The sequence below is a fragment of the Paenibacillus sp. MMO-177 genome, assembly GCF_037147795.1.
Lineage (GTDB): Bacteria > Bacillota > Bacilli > Paenibacillales > Paenibacillaceae > Pristimantibacillus.
On sequence record NZ_JBBCUR010000012.1, the window covers coordinates 21557 to 40504 of the forward strand.

General features: G+C 51.1%; 21 protein-coding genes, 1 pseudogene and 1 riboswitch. Of the genes and pseudogenes, 9 read left to right on the forward strand and 13 right to left on the reverse strand.

The annotated features are described in order from the left end of the window. Position 1: 1 nt before the first annotated feature. From WFK81_RS26290 to WFK81_RS26300, 3 genes are all read right to left on the reverse strand, one after another. Complete coding sequence (locus WFK81_RS26290; RefSeq protein WP_336790061.1) at positions 2–340, reverse strand: PadR family transcriptional regulator; 339 nt, start codon at positions 338–340, stop codon at positions 2–4. Positions 341–525: 185 nt separating this feature from the next. Next, entirely contained in the window at positions 526–1389 is an 864-nt protein-coding gene (locus WFK81_RS26295) for an AraC family transcriptional regulator (protein WP_336789833.1), read from the reverse strand. Between the two features lie 71 nt (positions 1390–1460). After that, positions 1461–2060, reverse strand: coding sequence for a DJ-1/PfpI family protein (locus WFK81_RS26300; protein ID WP_336789835.1), 600 nt, complete (start codon positions 2058–2060; stop codon positions 1461–1463). A 56-nt stretch (positions 2061–2116) separates the two neighbouring features. Continuing rightward, positions 2117–2196, reverse strand: a riboswitch (ZMP/ZTP riboswitch). Positions 2197–2332: 136 nt separating this feature from the next. On the opposite strand from WFK81_RS26300, the gene WFK81_RS26305 reads away from it, so the two are divergent. Continuing rightward, the gene (locus tag WFK81_RS26305; protein ID WP_336789837.1) at positions 2333–2650 is read left to right on the forward strand and encodes a GH25 family lysozyme; all 318 of its coding nucleotides are present in this window, start codon (positions 2333–2335) and stop codon (positions 2648–2650) included. Here WFK81_RS26305 and WFK81_RS26310 read toward each other — a convergent pair whose 3' ends face one another. From WFK81_RS26310 to WFK81_RS26325, 4 genes and pseudogenes are all read right to left on the reverse strand, one after another. Next, positions 2651–3067 (reverse strand): hypothetical protein, encoded by a 417-nt coding sequence (locus tag WFK81_RS26310; RefSeq protein WP_336789839.1) that lies wholly within the window; start codon positions 3065–3067, stop codon positions 2651–2653. A gap of 91 nt (positions 3068–3158) precedes the next feature. Further along, positions 3159–3722, reverse strand: coding sequence for a glutathione peroxidase (locus tag WFK81_RS26315; RefSeq protein ID WP_336789841.1), 564 nt, complete (start codon positions 3720–3722; stop codon positions 3159–3161). A 123-nt stretch (positions 3723–3845) separates the two neighbouring features. Then, positions 3846–4178 (reverse strand): annotated as a pseudogene (locus tag WFK81_RS26320) (NUDIX hydrolase); the annotation flags it as partial. 15 nt (positions 4179–4193) lie between these two features. After that, a complete protein-coding gene (locus tag WFK81_RS26325; protein ID WP_336789842.1) occupies positions 4194–4376 on the reverse strand; it encodes an NUDIX hydrolase in 183 nt (60 codons plus the stop codon). Positions 4377–4821: 445 nt separating this feature from the next. Here WFK81_RS26325 and WFK81_RS26330 point away from each other — a divergent pair, with 445 nt between their 5' ends. From WFK81_RS26330 to WFK81_RS26340, 3 genes are read left to right on the forward strand one after another with little or no spacing between them, the layout of a single operon-like run. Then, entirely contained in the window at positions 4822–5619 is a 798-nt protein-coding gene (locus tag WFK81_RS26330; RefSeq protein WP_336789844.1) for an ABC transporter permease, read from the forward strand. A 10-nt stretch (positions 5620–5629) separates the two neighbouring features. After that, the gene (locus tag WFK81_RS26335; protein WP_336789846.1) at positions 5630–6448 is read left to right on the forward strand and encodes an ABC transporter permease; all 819 of its coding nucleotides are present in this window, start codon (positions 5630–5632) and stop codon (positions 6446–6448) included. Positions 6449–6470: 22 nt separating this feature from the next. Next, a complete protein-coding gene (locus tag WFK81_RS26340) occupies positions 6471–7460 on the forward strand; it encodes an ABC transporter ATP-binding protein (protein ID WP_336789848.1) in 990 nt (329 codons plus the stop codon). 57 nt (positions 7461–7517) lie between these two features. On the opposite strand, the gene WFK81_RS26345 is transcribed toward WFK81_RS26340, so the two are convergent. Together WFK81_RS26345 and WFK81_RS26350 are read right to left on the reverse strand one after the other, a co-directional pair. Continuing rightward, positions 7518–9032 (reverse strand): YncE family protein, encoded by a 1515-nt coding sequence (locus WFK81_RS26345; RefSeq protein ID WP_336790062.1) that lies wholly within the window; start codon positions 9030–9032, stop codon positions 7518–7520. Between the two features lie 82 nt (positions 9033–9114). After that, entirely contained in the window at positions 9115–10308 is a 1194-nt protein-coding gene (locus WFK81_RS26350; RefSeq protein WP_336789850.1) for an ROK family transcriptional regulator, read from the reverse strand. Positions 10309–10556: 248 nt separating this feature from the next. Between WFK81_RS26350 and WFK81_RS26355 the strand changes: the two genes are divergently transcribed. The 3 genes from WFK81_RS26355 to WFK81_RS26365 all read left to right on the forward strand — a co-directional run bounded on the left by WFK81_RS26355 (position 10557) and on the right by WFK81_RS26365 (position 12299). Further along, complete coding sequence (locus WFK81_RS26355) at positions 10557–11189, forward strand: chromate transporter (RefSeq protein ID WP_336789851.1); 633 nt, start codon at positions 10557–10559, stop codon at positions 11187–11189. Between the two features lie 22 nt (positions 11190–11211). Beyond that, positions 11212–11742: a chromate transporter gene (locus WFK81_RS26360; RefSeq protein ID WP_336789853.1), complete on the forward strand. Its 531-nt coding sequence runs from the start codon at positions 11212–11214 to the stop codon at positions 11740–11742. Between the two features lie 74 nt (positions 11743–11816). Further along, the gene (locus WFK81_RS26365) at positions 11817–12299 is read left to right on the forward strand and encodes an SRPBCC family protein (protein WP_336790064.1); all 483 of its coding nucleotides are present in this window, start codon (positions 11817–11819) and stop codon (positions 12297–12299) included. A gap of 666 nt (positions 12300–12965) precedes the next feature. Here the strand turns inward: WFK81_RS26365 and WFK81_RS26370 are convergent. From WFK81_RS26370 to WFK81_RS26385, 4 genes are all read right to left on the reverse strand, one after another. Beyond that, the gene (locus WFK81_RS26370) at positions 12966–13292 is read right to left on the reverse strand and encodes a hypothetical protein (RefSeq protein ID WP_336789855.1); all 327 of its coding nucleotides are present in this window, start codon (positions 13290–13292) and stop codon (positions 12966–12968) included. Between the two features lie 2 nt (positions 13293–13294). Then, positions 13295–13519, reverse strand: a complete 225-nt coding sequence (locus tag WFK81_RS26375; protein ID WP_336789857.1) for a helix-turn-helix domain-containing protein — start codon at positions 13517–13519, stop codon at positions 13295–13297. A gap of 20 nt (positions 13520–13539) precedes the next feature. Next, positions 13540–15006: a protein adenylyltransferase SelO gene (locus WFK81_RS26380; protein ID WP_336789859.1), complete on the reverse strand. Its 1467-nt coding sequence runs from the start codon at positions 15004–15006 to the stop codon at positions 13540–13542. Between the two features lie 100 nt (positions 15007–15106). Beyond that, a complete protein-coding gene (locus WFK81_RS26385) occupies positions 15107–16237 on the reverse strand; it encodes a tyrosine-protein phosphatase (protein WP_336789860.1) in 1131 nt (376 codons plus the stop codon). Between the two features lie 202 nt (positions 16238–16439). Between WFK81_RS26385 and WFK81_RS26390 the strand changes: the two genes are divergently transcribed. Beyond that, positions 16440–17804 (forward strand): TrkH family potassium uptake protein, encoded by a 1365-nt coding sequence (locus WFK81_RS26390; protein ID WP_336789862.1) that lies wholly within the window; start codon positions 16440–16442, stop codon positions 17802–17804. Between the two features lie 92 nt (positions 17805–17896). Continuing rightward, positions 17897–18673, forward strand: a complete 777-nt coding sequence (gene murI, locus WFK81_RS26395) for a glutamate racemase (RefSeq protein WP_336789864.1) — start codon at positions 17897–17899, stop codon at positions 18671–18673. The last annotated feature ends 275 nt before the right edge of the window (positions 18674–18948 follow it).

Sequence of the window (18948 nt, forward strand, 5' to 3'; positions counted from 1 at the left end):
CTCACCCTTTCTTCGTAATCAGGGCTTGCCGCCCTACGTTCAGAAGCTCTTCCAGCCTTGCGATCTCCGCTTCGACTACCTGCTTGCCGTTCTCCGTAATGGCATACATTTTGCGGCGCGAGTCCGCTCCCTCCGGAACGGGATATTGCTCAATCAGCCCTTTGCCCAGCAGGGTATTAAGCGCCGTGTATAAAGTGCCGGCACCAAGCTTAACGCGTCCGCCGCTCCTTTTCTCGGTATCCTGCATAATGCCGTATCCATGCGATGGCTCCGTATAAAGAACAATCAGGATATAATAAAACGCCTCGGTTAGCGGCAGCATCTCTTTCACATCATTCATCCTTCCCATCACTTGAACTATATCGTCTGTCGATACATCTTTTTCTTATATATTAAGTCTCGATATATCGACTGTCAATATAGTTTATGGAATTTTTTAGATATGCTCATAAAAAAACATGCCGGAATTTCCGGCATGCTCTTATTCGTTTCTTACCGCCTTCGAACAACCGCCCGGAAGCCGGCTTAGCGAATCGGGATATAGATGGTCATGCTGATTTTCTCCGGCGTGGAATTCAGAACATCCGTCACTTCAAAGTCCGGTCCCTCTCCACGCTCGTAATTGCTGTTAGGCAGCCAGGTTCCATAGATGTATTTCCATGCGTTTTGTCCAAGCTCGGGCATACTGCCGTTGCGGAAAGCCGCATACTTGCCGCCGGGAAGCTCCAGACAGGCGAAGCCGTCCTCCACCTCCGCAAATGAGGTGACCTCCTCGCCAATAAGGAACGAAAAGGCACCATCCTCCCTGTAACTATGGGGGATACCATAAGCAAAAGCCGGCCGCGCTTTGTTAGGGATACGCATATAGTATTCATGACTGCCAAAATGCGCATAGAAACCCGGGATCTCCTCGAAATACCGCTCGTTGTTCAAATTGGTCGGATAGTTATAACCAATGATGCGGGTCGCTGGCCGTTCCATGATGTCCGGTTTGTACATCGTTAATCCTCCTCGGATATTAGCCGTTAATGCGACGAGATCAATGGGGAGCTGCAAGGCTAATGGCGGCTGTTGCTTCCTATATTGGGCCGGCGCCATGCCGAAATAACCGGCGAAAGCACGGGTAAACGCCTCCTGCGAGCCGTATTGGTAAGACACGGAGATATCCAGCACCGTATGGCTGTTAACCCGCAGCTCCTCGGCAGCCCTGCTTAACCTTCTCTTCCGAATGTATTCCTGTACCGTAAAGCCCGTGATGGCATGGAATAGCCTTTGAAAATGGTACAGCGAAAATCCCGCCCGGGCGGCTATGGCCTCCAGGCTAAGCGCTTCCTGCAGCTGTTCTTCTATAAACGTAATCGCATATTGGATTCGGGTGTAATGTTCCATTCGTAAGATTGATCCAGCTCCCTCGCTCATCGTTACGGCTATGCTATCAGGAAAACGGCACAAATATTTGATCAGGAATGCTCTCTTTGCACCCAATCGTATTCCATCAATTTTGCGGTATGAAGCGCTCTCTCTTCGCCATGAAGCCGCCTGATGACGTAGAGGGACATGTCTATGCCGGCCGAAATACCCGCGGACATAATAATCTTCCCGTTATCTACATACCTGGCTGTCTCGGAGATTTCAGCGGATGCTGGCGCAACCTGCCTCAGCTCGTCGGTTGCAAGACGATTCGTCGTCAGCTTCAGCCCTTCCAGCACTCCCGCCTTTGCGAGGAGCAGCGCGCCCGTACAGACGGATAGCAACAGCTCCGACTCGTCAGCGCATTTCCTGATCCAATCGGTCAACGCCTTGTTGTGCATTTCCTGACGGGAGCCCAGGCCGCCTGGGATAAGTACGATATCGGGCTTGGGACAATCATGAATGGTATAGGCCGGATTGACGCTCAGATTGCCTAGAGCCGTAACGGGACTGTTATGTTCCGCCACGGTGAACACATGGAAATCTTGGCCGCGATTGCTGCCCGTAATAAAAACTTCGAACGGTCCCGTAAAATCCAGCACTTCAACGTTGTCGTAAATCAGAATGGCAACATTTCTTCTCCGCTTCATTTGCTTCATCCCCTCATCCTAAATAAAAAGAGCATCGCCTCTCTTCACGAGAAACGATACTCTGCCCAGGCGTACGGCTGATGACATATGTGCTCCCTCGTGGTTCTCCACGTTTACGCCAGTCGCACATACCAGATATTTACTTTTATCATATACCGGGTACCTATGCGGAGCAAGTTAATTTTTGCGGAAACAAATAAGGACAAGCTGTCGTCTATGTATCTGGAAAGCGCTGGACCAGCCAAGGAGACAGGAATAAAGGATGGGTGGCTATGAAGCTAAAAAGATGGCAGAAAAGCACCGCGTGTATCCTGCTGCTCCTCATGATCGCGGGTGTATTAGAGTACAAGGGCATCATTTGGCATAACAACCTGTTTGCGTCTAAATACAAGGTACGGGGGATTGATGTGTCCCACTATCAGGGCGAGATTGATTGGGGCATGGTTGCCGGCAGCGGCAAATGGCAGTTCGTCTATATCAAGGCAACCGAAGGGAAGGATATGACGGATAAGGAGTTCAAGTCGAATTGGGAACAAGCCAGAAGCCAAAAAATGAAAGCCGAAGCTTCTTGGGGAGCATCGGCCTTTTGACTACTTTTCAATTTTATAGGTAAACTTCCACTCGGCCGTGTTCCCCGAATACCTGCCGCGGTTCTCCGTCACAACGACCTTCAACGCTTTATTGACGGTTTTTGTGATGGACGATACCTTTACCGTATCATTGGCTGAGTTGCTATCGGGAATTTTATCCTGCTCTTCGGCATACGCCTTCAGCTTAATGCTGTCCGTCGATTTCAAGTTTAAGGTAATGCTTTTGTTTTCCTGTACTTCCTTGCCGTTCACGTAAGCCTTAGTCAACCACTCGTTACCGACATGGTTATTCTCAACCAGCTCTACGCTGACAAGCGTAACTTTGAACTTGGTTGTTTTGTCCGAAGCCGAGACCGGTTGCATAAGCAGGGCAAAAACAGCCGTAACCGCCATAGCTACCTTCACAAGCTTACTCAATGCGAATGCCTCCCTCTTAATTTTTGTTAGAAGAAACTTCTCCGGGACGCATGTTTATCCTGCTTCATTACTATTTTCGCAATAATAAGACCTATTGTTCCGAGGATAATGCCTCCTCGATCGCCAGTTCCAGATCGCTTGGCTGCGTTGTTGGCTCGAATCGGGCGATTACTTGCCCTTCCCGGTTAACGAGGAACTTGGAGAAGTTCCACTTTACGCCGTCGCCCTCATACAGGTCCGGATGATTCTGCCGAAGAAAGTCCTTCATCCACAGCTCATCGGAATTGTTCGGATCAAAGCCCCGGAAAGGCGCCTGCTCCGTCAAATATTGAAAGAGCGGATGAACGGATTCACCGCGGAGCTCTACCTTTTCGAACAACGAGAAGGTTACACCGACATTGCGACGGCAATGCTCTTCTATTTCCGAATGGCTGCCGGGCTCTTTGCCGTTAAACTGATTGCACGGGAAACCCAGTATTTCGAAGCCGTGCATCCAATATTTTTCGTACAAATGCTGCAGGCCTTCGAACTGCTTGGAGTAGCCGCATTGGCTTGCTGTATTCACGATTAGAAGAACCCTGCCGTAAAAAGCAGACAGATGAATAGGCTCCCCATTTATCTCATTTACCTGAAAGTCATAGATGGACTTGTTCATCTTTAATCCCTCTCCCCTTTTTAATATTTAATCCATCATATAACCAAGAAGCCTATTTGAATAATATATAAAAACAATAATCTTCATAGGCATTTTCAATAAAGTATATATTGGAAAAAAGGCCTATAAAAGACCTTCTCCTTCCATAAATTTCGCAGCCTCTTTCAGGATAATCCGGTCACGCATCAACATAAACAAATTGGAATGATTATCCTCGCCGTCAGTCACTGCTTCTTCCATAATATCCAGCGCTTGTGCGGCAGACAGCCATCGAACGGACATTCCGAGCTGTTCTTCGGCTTCGGTGAGAGCAGCCGTCCCCGCACCATGCCGCGCTTTTGCCAGATAACAATGCGAATACTGCAGAAACCCGTTCCGGTTCTTGTGCTCCTCCACAAAACCAAGCTTACGGATCACTTCCGCATCGCAGCCGGTCTCCTCTTTGATTTCCCGTACGAAAGCCTCCTCGGACTACTCCCCTTCCTCCATTCCTCCGCCGGGCAGCTTGTAGAGATCAAGCTCGGCCATATACATCATCGCAACCTGTCCCTGGTTGTTGAATACAACTCCCCTTGCGGCATAACGGGAAACGGTATCCAGATAGGCCGGACTGCCCCCAATAAAATCACTGTCGGTTATTGTTACGTTTAGCATGATCCATTATCTCCTTTTTTTAAAAAAAACGGTTCAGTTCTTATCATTGGCACGCCACTTTCTAAGGACATATCGCGCCCCCTCAATCAGCAAAGTCATACAGAGGCTGGGAATGAGACTGTCCATTACGTTATTCGGACTGAAATGCCTCACAGAGGAATAAATGCCGTCGCATAGAAGGAAAAGCATTAAAGCATACAAGAGCCATCTCAACCCTTTGGCCAGCTTTTTAAGCCGATTAAAGTTCAGCAAAGTTAAGTAAATAGCCACGATAAGGATGGTCAGAATCATAATCATTCCTGTAACCCCTCCGAACAATTTTTGGGCCAATTCTTATAAATAACTATATTGAAAATATCCGTAGCCTAAGGGAATGAAATCGATTAATATAAGAGCATTGTAATTGTAATATTTTACATATAAAGTCGCTTTTAAGGGGGTTAATATGCTTCAGGCTTACTGGTACATAACGAAAATGAAGCTTCTCATTAATTTGACTTACCGGTTTGAAGTATTCACTTCCGTTGCAACCAATCTTATTCTGATGCTGGCTTCCGTATTCTTATGGCAGACGGCTTACAAGGGCAGCTCCGGATCGGTGGAATCGATTAACCTGCAGGATATTACGACCTACACCATTCTCTCGATCATCATCTCTACCATCTTCGTATGCGATGTACAGAATACCATCTATTACAAAATACGGGAAGGCCAAATCGTCACCGACTTCTACCGTCCTATTCCTCTATTTGCCTGCTATTTGGCCGAAGATATCGGAGAGATGCTCAGCTCCTTGTTAAACAGGGCGCTTCCGCTTGTTGTATTTGCCTCCGTCTTTTTCGGTATTCCGTGGCCCGCTTCCTTCCGGAGCTTCCTGCTCTTCCTTCCAAGCTGCCTGTTAAGCTACGCCATTCTATGGCTGCTCAGCGCGCTTATCGGACTGATTGCGTTCTGGGTGATGGAGCTTGGCAACATGGGGAATGTCAAGGACGCCATCGTCCGCGTATTGTCCGGCAGCATCGTGCCGCTGTGGTTTTTTCCGGAATCGGTTCAGACCGTCTCGAAATTTCTACCTTTCCAATATACCTATCAGACCCCGCTCGGCATTTATATCGGCAACACAAGCACAGCCGAAGCTTTAGCCTCCATGGCTGTTCAAGCCGTCTGGATTGCGGTTCTGTACATGATCCTGGCAGCCGGATGGGCGCGCACGAAGAAAAAAACGTTAATCCAGGGAGGCTGAGAACGCCCTTATGGTATCTACGATCAAGCATTATGTATCCGTCGCTTCCTGCTGGGCGCGTCTCGCCGTGCAGCGGCAGCTCGAGTATCCGCTGTTCCTGTTCAGCTGGCTCCTCATGATTCCGATTCAATACTTCTCCGGCATCTGGATGCTCAAGATTATCGTCGACCGCTTCCAGGCGCTTAACGGCTGGGATTTCCCGCAGCTTACCTTTTTGTATGGACTTGGCCTGATCAGCCACGGCATCTTTGTCGTCTTCTTCATCAATACGTGGAGTATCGACCATATGGTCATTAACGGCGGCTTCGACCGTCTTCTGCTTCGGCCGATGAACGTTTTCTTCCAGCTCGTTGCGAGCTACGTGAATTTTATCGGGTTAATCGATTGCATACCGGGCGTTATCATCTTCCTCTATGGCGCCGAAATTGCAGGCTTTGACTGGACGCCCGCGAACGTCGGCAAGCTGATTCTCGTGCTGATCGGAGGTATTCTGATCCGTGCGGCGCTATTCACCAGCCTTGGAACAATCGCCTTCTGGACCAAGCGCAACGGCTCCATGGTTGGCTTCGCCCTGACGATGCTCGAACGCGCAACCATGTATCCGCTTAGCATGTACCCGTATTTTCTGCAGGCGTTATTCACCTTCATCATTCCAATCGGGTTCATCAGCTTCTATCCTGCCGCGGAGTTCCTGAATGCGGACAGCGGCGGCTTCGAGCTTCCGCTAAGCTTTGCTCTGTGGACACCGCTCGTGGGCGTGATCTGCTTCCTGATTGCGGGCGGCATCTTTAAATTCGGCATGAAAAATTACGAGAGCGCAGGCTCTTAAGCCATAGGGGGAACGGACTGGAATGGAAACCGTTATCGAGGTTAAGGATCTCGTGAAGGAATATATGATCGTGAAAAAAGAAAGCGGGCTGCGCGGCTCGATCAAGAGTCTTCTCTTCCCGAAAAAAACGAAATTTAACGGCGTAAACGGCATCAGCTTCTCGATCGCGCCTGGCGAGATTGTCGGCTACATCGGACCTAACGGCGCCGGCAAAAGCACCACCATCAAAATGCTGACCGGCATCCTCCATCCGACCTCAGGCTCCGTCAAGGTATGCGGCATCTCCCCGCAAGCCGACCGGAAAGCCGTCGTCCGCAAGCTTGGCGTTGTATTCGGGCAGCGTACTCAGCTGTATTGGGATTTGCGTCTCGGGGAATCGTTTGAGCTGCTGCGCCGGATTTACCAGATTGATCAACAAGCCTACGATGACAATCTCGCGATATTAACCGACGTGCTGAAGCTGCAGGAATTTATCAACACCCCGGTGCGCCAGCTGTCGCTTGGCCAGCGCATGCGCGGCGATATCGCGGCGGCTATGCTGCATTCGCCGTCGGTCTTATTCCTCGACGAGCCTACGATTGGGCTGGATGCCGACGCCAAGCATGCGATCCGGAATTTTATTAAGGAAATTAACCGTACCCGCGGCGTTACCGTTATTCTGACCACCCATGATCTCGATGACGTGGAGCAGCTTTGCAGCAGAATTATCGTCGTTAATAACGGCAAGCTTGTAGAGGACGGTCCTATCGGCTCCATCATCCATAAGCTTACTCCTCACCGCATGCTGGTTGTGGAGCTTCATGAGCCTTGCGATGATCTCGCCACACCGCATGCCACGGTTATCAAGCAGGAAGGGCTGAAAATCTGGTACCAGTTCGAAAAGGAAAGCATCTCCGCCTCGGAGCTTATCGCCGCCCTCTCGCAGAAGCTTCCGATTCAGGATATTAGCGTTAAGGAGCCTAACGTCGAAGACGCGATTCGAGAAGTCTATAAAACAACGGCAACTGTGTAATTAGGTATGTTAAAAGCCGGGGCACACTCCATTCGGAGTGCACCCCGGCTTTCGTTATTATTCATGAAGTACCAGACCGCTTGGGCTGGCAGCCGTATCAATCTTGTTCATCACCTCAAAGGTATCCCCGTCAATGACGGCAACCCCGTCTCTTACCGCTACATAGATCCGGTTGGTCTTGGTATGAACGGCTAATGCCTTCGGGCAGCTTCCGACCGGAATGGTCTCCATAACCTTATGGTTGGAAGCATCGATAACCGAGACGCTGTCGCTTCCGGAATTCGAGACGTACACCAGATTGGCGAAGGTATCCACTCCGGCTGCGTAAGGATTTTTGCCGATCCCTTCCGTTATTGTTTTCAAGACCGTGTTGGTCCCGCCATAAATAACGCTCAGGCTATCGCTAAAGATATTCGGCACATAAATGAGGTTCGCATCCTCGTGAATACCCGCAAGCCCCGGTTCGTGCCCGACCGGAATATCCGGGAACAGCCTTGTATGGGTGTATCCGTCTATAACCGAAATATCATGATCCGGGCTGCCGTTTGCTACATAAATCCGGTTCGTATCGGCATTAATAACAATTCCGGCAGGAATGTTGCCTACGCCGACGGAATCGATAAGCTGGTTGGTCTCCCCGTCCAGAACATCTACGGTATTAAGAAGCGAGCTTGTAACATAGACGCGGTTGGTTTTCGCGTTTACGGCTGCAAGCGTCGGAAACGGGCTGACCGGTACAACGGCTACCACTTCCTTCGTGCTCCCGTCCAGCACATATAGCTGATGCTTGCTGCTGTTAATCGCATAAATCCGGTTCGACACCGGATTTATAGCAATCCCCTTAACGGGGCCGGCTGACGGCAACGGGATCGTATCGGTGACGGTATCCGTCTCCCCGTCAATAACCAGGATCTGTCCCTTCTCTGACAAAGAGACAAAAAGCTGATTGCTCCTCATCGGAGCCGTAGCCTTAGCCGCAGCTGGAGCCGGCATTGGAATCGGCATTTGAGCAGGTGCTGGTGCTGGAATGAATGTTGATGTTGGAGCAAGTGCTGGAATTGGTGTTTGGGATGGTGTTTGGGTCGGTACTGGGGCTGACGCTGGAGACGGTGATTGAACTGCCGTTGGTGTCGGTACCGGAGCCGGCGTTGGTACTGCAGAAGGAGTTGGCGTTGGAACCGCTACAGTCAGTTGCGATACCTGGACTGCGGCCGAAGGCCGGGTAATCGAAGGAGCCGGCTCCTCTATAAGCTCGGCCTCGGACAGTTCTTCGTCTTCGTAATCGGATTCTTGCTCGAACTCATCGTCCAGCTTATCCAGCCAGTGCCAGTGAGGCAACTTCCGCACTTTCCCTTTCCGTGACGGATGTCTGTACTGTTTTTGCGGAGTTACGGTTACAGCAGCTGCTGCTGCCGACGTTGTCTTCGGAACACTTGGCTTCACTGCTTTTTTTTGTTTTTTCTTTGGTTTCATTGTCTCTTCTATGCGACTAGGGGGACTTAGAAAGCCCGACTGCTTCTGAGGCAGGTACATCAGCAGCGGTGCGGATTCTTTTTTGCCCCGGCTATACATTTTCACTTGCTTCCCCTCCCCAAGCATACATAACCGCTTATTTATTATAAGTAGGTAAGTATGGAATGGCTTGGGTATTTGCTTATAATTTCATGCGGCTTCTTACCATTAATGCGGCACCCGTCACAACCGCGTCTTCCTTTAATTGGCCCATCGAAAATTGCGGGATATACGCTGCGCTGTAATGCGTTTTCTTAACCGCTACCTCCGTCGCTACCCGATAATACATCGGATTGGCGCTAATGAGAGCCCCGCCAAGAATAATGAGCTCCGGGTGGAACGTATTAATCAGATTCGCCAGCCCTACTCCGAAATAGGAGGCGGACTGCACGAACATCTCGCGTATAAAAGGATCGCCGGCGTTTAGTCCCTCCGTGATCGTATCCAGATTTACTTTTTCCGGTACTACGTTATTTAATAATAAGCTGCCTCCAACCTTCAGCCTCGTCCGCACCTGTCGTTCCAGCGCCTGAACCGAAGCGAAGGTTTCGAGCGAGCCGTAGTTGCCGGATTCCTCGAGCCTAGGGCCGTCCACATCGATAATCATTTGCCCGATGGAGCCCTCCATGTCTACCTTTCCGTACACGATTTGCCCATGGGACATCATGGCCGAACGCAAGCTGATTCCTGCGGAGACGTAGAGCGCATGCTCCACGTTCTCTTGCCTCATAGACCAATGCTCTCCAACAAGAGCCGTATTAGCCCCATTCTCAAGCAGGGTTGGCAGCCCGGCGGCTTCCTCAAACATGGTGCAGATCGGTACCTGCTCCCAGCCTTTAGCCGGAAAATACCGAGGATTAATAATAACCCCGCTGCCGCGGTCAAGCGGTCCTACCGCCCCAATCCCCAGCCCCAAAATACGGCTTTGCGATAGGGAATGATCCTTCATAAAAGCAAGCATCATGCTTACCGTATGGGCAACCAGACGCTCGGGCGTCATCGTCTCGTCCATCCGCCACCGGACAACGGACTTCTGATTCATATTCATGTCAAATAAACCAAGCGTGGAAGTGAACCTGGAAATCTCAAGACCAAAGATATATCCGTAATCGGGATTAATCTGATAGAGCAGCGGTTTTCTGCCGCCCTTCGACGGACCTAATCCGGTAACGAGGATAAGCCCTTCCTTGGCCATATCGTCCAATAGACGGGTCATCGTGCTGCTGGTAATATCGTGGGCTTCCAGCAGCTCTGCCTTGGCAATTGGCCCTAGATTAGCGATGTAATCGTAAATAAGCTGTTTATGCGAGGGGACGGAACGCAGAGAATGACTCATCGTTTCATCCTTTCCGGGTAGATTGTCGTTGCTACCTGCAATTATACCCCAGATCAAGAATGGGGGCTATGCCGAGTGGTTTTGTCCACTTTATTCAATTTTGAACGAAACTAAACGGAGCAGCAAGGGTTAACCACTCGTTTTTATCGGTATAAGTAATTTTTATAAACCAATTTTCCTTAACTTTAATCCAAAATGAATTTAAGTTGCTATAATAGCTATGTTACAGTCAAAAGGAGAGAGTTTAAATGCAGACAAACTGGAAAGAACGACTCTATTTTTTGGCACAGCTATTCTGGGTTTTTGTACGGATCGGTCCTTCCACCTTTGGCGGCGGTTACGCCATGATGCCCGTCATTGAACGCGAGGTCGTTAATAAGCGTAATTGGATTGCCGAGAAAGAACTTGCTGATGTCGTATCGCTAGCCGGTTCCGCTCCGGGCGGCGTTGGCGTCAATGCCGCAGCCTTCATCGGGTACCGGAAAGCCGGCATACCGGGAGCGGCTATTGCGGTTATTGGCGTAACGCTGCCAACCTTCATAATTATCATTGCGCTTAGCCTGTTTTATTTGAAGTTTCAAGACAATCCCAAGATTGTGGCTGCCCTGAAGGGGGTTCACGGCGCGGTTGTGGCGCTGATCGCAATGTCCGCGTACCGGATGGCCAAAGCCGCGATCTTTGACAAGACAACGTTAGTCATGCTGGTCCTCGCGCTTCTCATTTTGCTCGTGCTTCCGCTTACTCCGCTATATATCGTTGCAGCAGGTGTGCTGGTTGGTATCGGCATGGTTCGGGTCAAGGAGAAAACAGGCAAACAAGCCAATACGGAAAAGCCATCCTCCAGCAGCCAAGAGCTAATGTATCCGGAGTATTATATTTGATAAGCGCAAGGGAGAGTTACGTATGATCTGGGACTTGTTCCTGACTTTCTTCAAAATTGGATTTATCTCGTTTGGCGGCGGTTATTCCGTTATTCCGATGATACAGAGCAAGGTGATCTCCCACGGGTGGATGACAACCGCTGAATTTCAAAAAGCCGTTTCCCTTGCCGGCATGGCGCCGGGGCCAATCGCCACCAATGCCGTTACGTTAATCGGCTACGATACCGCGGGAATCGCCGGTGCGATTGCCGCTTGTGCCGGGATTGTCCTCCCTTCGCTGCTGGTCGTAATCGTGTTGTCCGCCTTCTTCTTTAAGCTTCGGAATAACAAGACGATGAAAGCCCTCTTTTACGGCCTGCGGCCCGTCGTTACCGGATTAATCATTTATGCGGCGCTTCACTTCGGCGGCTTCGATAAGCCGGGCAGCTACACCTGGACGACCGGGTTTACGCTGCTGATCTGTGCAGGCTGCTTATGGCTCTTGTTCAAATACAAGCTGCACCCGTTAACCGTGATCGCGGCGGCGGGAGCAGCCGGAATTATCTTTCTATAGCCCTTTTGAATCCTCCGCGGCAATCTGGTAATCTTGCATGAGATACCTTTTTGAAAGCGGGGGATTTCGTTATTATGCTGGCCGCGATTGCCAAAGAAGGCACAGGTTATACCGTAACGTTCGAACGCAGATTGAATCATTCCAAGGAAGATATCTGGTCTTATTTTACCGATAACGAAAAGCTCCCCAAGTGGTTCTCCGAGCTCCGCGTGGAGGATCTGCGGGAAGGCGGGCATCTCAGCTTCAACATGGGTGATGGCAGCTATGAGACGATGACCATCACGGCTTACGAGCCGTTGGCCGTACTCGCGTTTACCTGGGGAGAGGACATGGCCGTGCGCTTTGAATTCCGCGGGGAGGACGGCGGCTGCAGGCTCGTGCTGATCGAGAGCATCTTCAAGCCGTCCGAGCATACGCCCAAAGACCTTGCGGGCTGGCATGTCTGCCTCGACGTCATTGCGTCGCTGCTGGACAGTGGACAACCTCTTGCGGACCGCAAGGCGCATTGGCAGCACTGGTACCCAAAGTACGCGGAGGCCTTGCAGCAGCTGCAATAAAAGATAAGCGGGTCGTCCTGTAATGGACAGCCCGCTTTTGTATTTTCGCTTAACGATGCCGCGCATTGTTAAGGTTTGCTTTTTCCCGCCTCCCAGCTGCCTTAGCGATGCGGCGCATCGTTAAGCTCGGCCAATTCAGCCGGATACGCTCCCTCTGGCGGCTTCTCTCTCTCCTTAACGATATCGTACATCGTTAAGCACTGCTTCTTTACGCCTGCCAGCGGTCTTAATGATGTCGCGCATCGTTAAGCTTTGCCACAGCGCACGCAACACTCACATTTCCCAGCCAACCTAAGCAAATAAGACCCTCTCGGGGTCTTATAATGACTAATATTACCTCGTGTTCGCCCGATAAGGCCCTGCCAGGGTCTTATCCCAACGCGGCACGCCCGCAACACTCACATTTCCCAGCCAACCTAAGCAAATAAGACCCACTCAGGGTCTTATCATGACTAATATTACCTCGCTTTCTCCCGATAAGACCCTACCAGGGTCTTATCCCAACTCCTCACGCCCGCAACACTCACATTTCCCAGCCAACCTAAGCAAATAAGACCCTTTCAGGGTCTTATAATGACTAATATTACCTCGTGTTCGCCCGATAAGACCCTGCCAGGGTCTTATCCCAACGTCGCACGCCCGCACAGGTCGGCAAGCGCCCAGCTGCTATAGCTCCAGCCTCTTAAAATTCGGAAACGGCTGACCTGCTTCCTTCAGCGATCCGAGCCCCGTCATATCCGCGACAGCCATCATACGCTCCCAGATCGGCCAAATGACCGGAGAGCTATGTGCCAGCCTCTTCGCCTCCTCGGATTTCCATTCGAAGATCTCAATGACGGTACCGTCCTCCGCTTCAAGCTGAAGCAGAGGCAGCTCCGTAATCAGCCCCTCCCGCTTAAGAGCGGGTCCATGCTCCCGAACAATCTGATGAAGCTCCCGCTCCTTGCCGGCATGCGGCCGATACAAGGCAATCGCGATATTTTTATCCGCCATCTTTATCTCCCGCTTTCTGCCGGCAATAATTCGTACAATTCATTAACCGAACAGCCTACCGTATCCGCGATAGAGATCGCCGTCTTTAACGGCATTAACCTCTTATTCTCGATATAATCGGCCAGCCTCTCCGGCTTATACAGCAAAGCTCCGGCTAATGTCTCCCGGCTCATCCCCCGCTCCTCCAATCGTTCCTGCAGCAAGCAGCGGCCCAATTCATATTTCATCGCGTTAATCTCCTATGACCTTAAGTTCCGCAGAACGTCCGGTACGGACGCGGCGATTGTTCCGGAAGGGAGGCATAAGCCTCTTGCTCATCCGAATACGCATAAGGATTCGCAAGCGCGGCAAGCAGATTATCCAAAACGCATAGATCCCCCTGCTCCGCCGCCGCCAGCGCTTCCTCTACCCGGTGATTGCGGGGGATAATAGCCGGATTGCTGCTCCGCATAAGCCGGAGAGCTTCCTCCTTGGATTCCGCTTGCCGCCCTAGTCTCGCCTGCCATTGCTGCTGCCATTCCGCAAACTCCGCCGACCCGTGCAGTACGGTGTCCTCCGGTTTATCCATGGATAACGCCCGGAACGTATTGGTGTAATCCGCCTGGTTCCGCTGCATCAGCAGCACAAAGGCTTCAACCAGCGCCTCATCCTCCGGCTCTTCGTTAAAGATCCCAAGCTTTGCGCGCATGCCTTGCAGCCAGTTTTGTTGGAACAGCTCGCTGTAATCCGATAAAGCATCTTGAGCCAGCTCAATAGCCCCTTCTTCATCCTCGTCCATTAACGGAAGCAAGGCTTCAGCCAGCCTGGCGAGGTTCCATGCACCGATGGATGGCTGATTGCCAAACGCATAGCGGCCTTCCCGGTCAATCGAGCTGAAAACGGTAGCCGGATCATACGTATCCATAAAAGCGCATGGCCCGTAATCAATCGTCTCCCCGCTGATCGCCATATTGTCCGTATTCATAACCCCGTGGATAAAACCAACCAGCTGCCATTTCGCAATCAGCGCCGCCTGGCGTTTAATAACTTCCTTAAAGAAGCTGACGTACCGGTTCTCGCCGTCCTCCATATCCGGGTAATGCCTCTTGATCGTGTAATCCGCCAACGCTTGGAGCTCCTCAAGCGTTCCCCACTGCGCGGCAAACTGGAAGGTGCCGACACGGATATGGCTTGCGGCAACCCGGGTAAGAATCGCGCCGGGCAGCAGGCTCTCGCGCACGATTTCCTCGCCGGTTGTCACAACCGCAAGGCTGCGGGTCGTCGGAATGCCAAGCGCATGCATCGCTTCGCTGATGATATACTCCCGAAGCATGGGACCTAGCGCCGCGCGTCCGTCGCCGCCGCGGGAATAAGGCGTCCTTCCGGAGCCCTTCAGCTGAATATCGACTCTCTCTCCTTGCGGAGTAATCTGCTCGCCAAGCAGCACGGCGCGGCCATCGCCAAGCCGGTTGAAATAAGCGAATTGGTGTCCGGCATAAGCCTGGGCAAGAGGCTCCGCGCCTTCGGGAATTTGATTGCCCGCAAATACCTGTATGCCTTCGCTGCCGCGCAGCGCGTCGGCATGCAGTCCCAACTCCGCCGCCAGCGGTTCATTTAACTTGATTAACCCGGGGGCGCGTACGGGGACAGGGTTTTGCTTGGTATACAATAAGTCCGGCAGATCGGCATAGCTGTTCTCGAGGTTCCAGCCCGCAGTTGTTTTATGGTCCGTCATCTTTTGCTCTCCAATCTCGTTTTCCTTATTATACCCTTTTCTATCGCTTTGCCATAAAAAAAGACCGCCGGCCGTAAAAGGCCAGCGATCCTCATTCTTATTATTCCGTGTACATGGCTTTCAGCTTCGCGCGCTCTTGTTTTGTAATGCCAAGGCCTTTTTCAAGGAAATTGTCGATCGAGCCGTATTTCGCCTTCATCTCGTCAATAGCCGCTTGCAGAAATTCCTTCTGAACGCCCATCATGGCCGTAATCGCCGCGACAACGTTCTCATCCTTCACTTGAGCTTTAACGGCCTCAATCGCCTTCTTGTTTGCTTCCGCACGGTATACGTTGCTCAAGAGATAGTCGTCCATAACCGTCTTCTCGTCTACGCCAAGCGCCAGAAGAATGATCGCCGAGCCCAAGCCCGTCCGGTCTTTACCGGCTGTGCAGTGCTGAACGAGACCGATATTGTTAGGGTCGTTAAGCAGCTCCATCAATTGAACGTAGAATTTCGGAGAGTCGACCATTTGTTTGTTAAAGCCAGCCATCATGGCCACCGCGCTAGCTTCGTCCTTCATCAGGCCGGAAGCAATCATGGAGTTCAGATCCGCTGCCGAACCTTCATTTCCCGCATCCGTACGGATATTTTCGATACCCGGAATGACCGGATCCGGAAGAGCCTTAACCTCGGCATCCGTACGGTAGTCCACGTTTGTTTTGATGCCCATTTCCTGAATCGTCTTAATATCCGCGTCCGTTAGATGTCCAAGCTCTTCGCCGCGAAACAGCTTGCCCCACTTTACGGTTTTGCCGTCGGTCGTTTTGTAGCCGCCGAGGTCGCGGAAGTTGTATGCGCCTTGCAGGTTTACTTTGCGCTCCGCAACCGTAACGGTCGCGCCGCTGCTTGTCTTAATGTAGAAATATACACGGGAGCCGGGCTTTGGATCCGCGGTGACATAACCGTTGTAGCTCGCATTAATGCGCTTCAGCTGCTTGCCGTTTTTGGCGATATTGTCCGGCGAAGTGCTCCAGAGAATTTTTGCGGCGCCAAGGTCTGCATTGGAGTTCCAGTGAATTTTCAGCTTGCCGTCGGACGTGCGTTCTACGCTTGCTTGCGTAAATACGCCTTGCGCTTTCTTCTGCGATACCGCGGCCGGTGCCGCGAAGCTTGCTGCCGGTGCAGCTACCGCGCCAAGCGCGAGGGATGCAGCAAGTACGGTTGCTGCGTAAACCTTGTTTACTTTCATCTTCAATTGCCCCCCTACAAAATGGTTGTGTTTTCATTGTGTTCCGGTTGTATATAAGTTGTATTCTTGTTCTTATTGTAGGAGGGCTTTATAATGGCAATTTAAAAATTTAATAAAGAAATTGTAAAAGCGAGAGGCCGCATATTTGCACTCGAATCCAACCATATTATGGCTATGCCTTTAGGGATAATGGGAGGATTCTATGCTTAAAACATCTCGGGAATGGGTGAGCCGGCGTTCGCCAGCCCAAGTCATTACCGGCTACTATATTCTTGCGGTGCTTATATCCATTCTTCTATTCAGTATTCCTGCCATTCGCAGGCCCGGAGTAGAGGTCTCCTTCTTCGATACCGTATTTACGGCCGTCAGCGTCGTAAGCGATACGGGCCTTAGCGTATTTAACGTGGCGGAAACTTACAACGTGTTTGGTTATTTCGTTATTATGCTTGTCCTTCAATTCGGAGGAATAGGCATTATGGCGATGAGTACGTTCTTCTGGCTCTTGATCGGCCGCAAAATCGGTCTCCGGGAGCGCAGGCTGATTATGGTGGATAACAATCAGTTCGCCTTATCCGGCCTGGTCCAGCTCGTAAAAGAAATATTGCGCATCACCCTTCTGACGGAGCTGATCGGCGCGGTAATCTTCGGGCTGCGCTTCCTGCGTTATTTCCCTACCTGGCAGGAAGCCTTCCTGCAGGGGCTGTTCGCCTCCGTCAGCGCAACAACAAATGCCGGAATGGACATTACCGGCCAATCGCTAATTCCGTTCAAAGACGACTATTTCGTCCAGCTCGTGACGATTCTGCTTATTATTTTCGGCGCGATCGGATTCCCGGTCTTAATCGAGCTGAAGGCGTTTCTTTCCCGAAACAAGCTGGACCTGAATCATCCCTTCCGCTTCTCGTTATTTACGAAGCTTACCACTTTTACCTACTTCGCTTTGCTCGCCGTTGGCACGGTCTTTATCCTGCTGTTCGAGTCGCGGCATTACTTCAAAGACTTAACCTGGCATGAAAGCTTCTTCTATGCTTTCTTCCAAGCCGCTACGACGCGAAGCGCCGGCCTAACGACGATGGACATTACCCATCTGACGCTGCCGACTCTTCTGCTTATGTGCGTCTATATGTTTATCGGGGGCTCTCCCAACTCGGTTGGCGGCGGGATTCGGACAACCACCTTCGCCCTGAACATGCTGTTTATTTACCACTTTGCAAGAGGACGGCGGGATTACAAGGTATTCAAGCGCGAGCTGCATATAGACGATATTCTAAAATCCCTTGCCATCTCGATGATGGCGATCGTCATGTGTTCACTGTCCGTTATTGCCATCAGCTTCTCCGACAAGCAGCATCAGCTGGTCGCGATTATTCTGGAGGTATGCTCCGCCTTCGGAACGGTAGGCTTGTCTACCGGCATAACGCCGGATTTAAGCATCTTTGCCAAATGCATTCTCATGCTGCTCATGTTTATCGGAAGAATCGGACTAACTTCCTTCCTCTATATTATTGGCGGCCAGCAAACAAACTCGAAGTACCGCTATCCGGTTGAAAGAGTGATGACGGGATAGCCGTCTTCAAAATAATCCGATCGGAGTCTTGCCCAATTCCCCGGACCGCGTTATGCTGGGTGTAATCATATGGGATAGGAACGTTGTAAACTATGACGATCGGTATTTTCGACTCCGGACTCGGAGGACTAACGGTACTGGCGGAAGCGCTGAAGCGTCTTCCTGCCGAGAATTATTTATATATGGCGGACACGAAGCATGTTCCGTACGGGACCAAATCGGAAGAGGAGGTCCGCGACTTCGTGCTTCAGACGGTTGAGCAGATGGTTGCGGAGGGGATTGATGCGCTGGTCGTGGCCTGCAATACGGCGACGAGCATCGCAATCAACGAGCTGCGGGAACGGTATTCTTTTCCCATTATCGGGATGGAGCCTGCCGTGAAGCCTGCCGTGGAGATGAACCGGGCAACGGGGAAAAAGGTTCTCGTCTGGGCGACTCCCCTAACCCTTCGGATGCCGAAATATTACGCGCTGGTCTCCCGCGTGGACGAAGAAGGAATCGTAGATTCCCTTCCGATGCCCGAGCTGGTGCAATATTGCGAATCTCTGCAATTCGATAAAGAAGTGCTTAATGATTATTTTCTCGCCAAGCTGGCGCCTTACGACTTGAACGAGTACGGCATACTGGTGCTGGGCTGCACGCATTTTCCGTTCTACACGTCTATTCTCCGGGATGTTCTGCCTCCGCATATTCAGATTGTAAACGGCAATCTGGGAACGATCCGGCGTCTATCGGCGATGCTGAGCCGTTACGGAATCGGTACGGGTCGCGGAAGCGGCCAAGTTCGGTTCATGTGTACCGGCGGAGAAGCCGATTATATCGAGAAGATGCGCTCTGCGCTTGCTTATTTGAAAGAACAGGATCTATAGTATAGAACCGGTACCGCTTGATGCGGTTCCGGTTTTTTTATTTGCGGCCACGGGCCACCGATACATAAGATCGCACATGTTCATCGTAGGAATGCATCTTCAGCCCGGCAGGCAACTGGATTATGCTATGCACATAAGACTGCTCTTCCAACTACAACCACATGACGAAAAGCTTCGAGAACGCCAATACCGCTCAGTCCGTTAGGTATTGGTTTTTTGTTCATTCGAACGGATGCTTGCGAAGCAAGAAGGATCGGATATAACGAAACGAATTC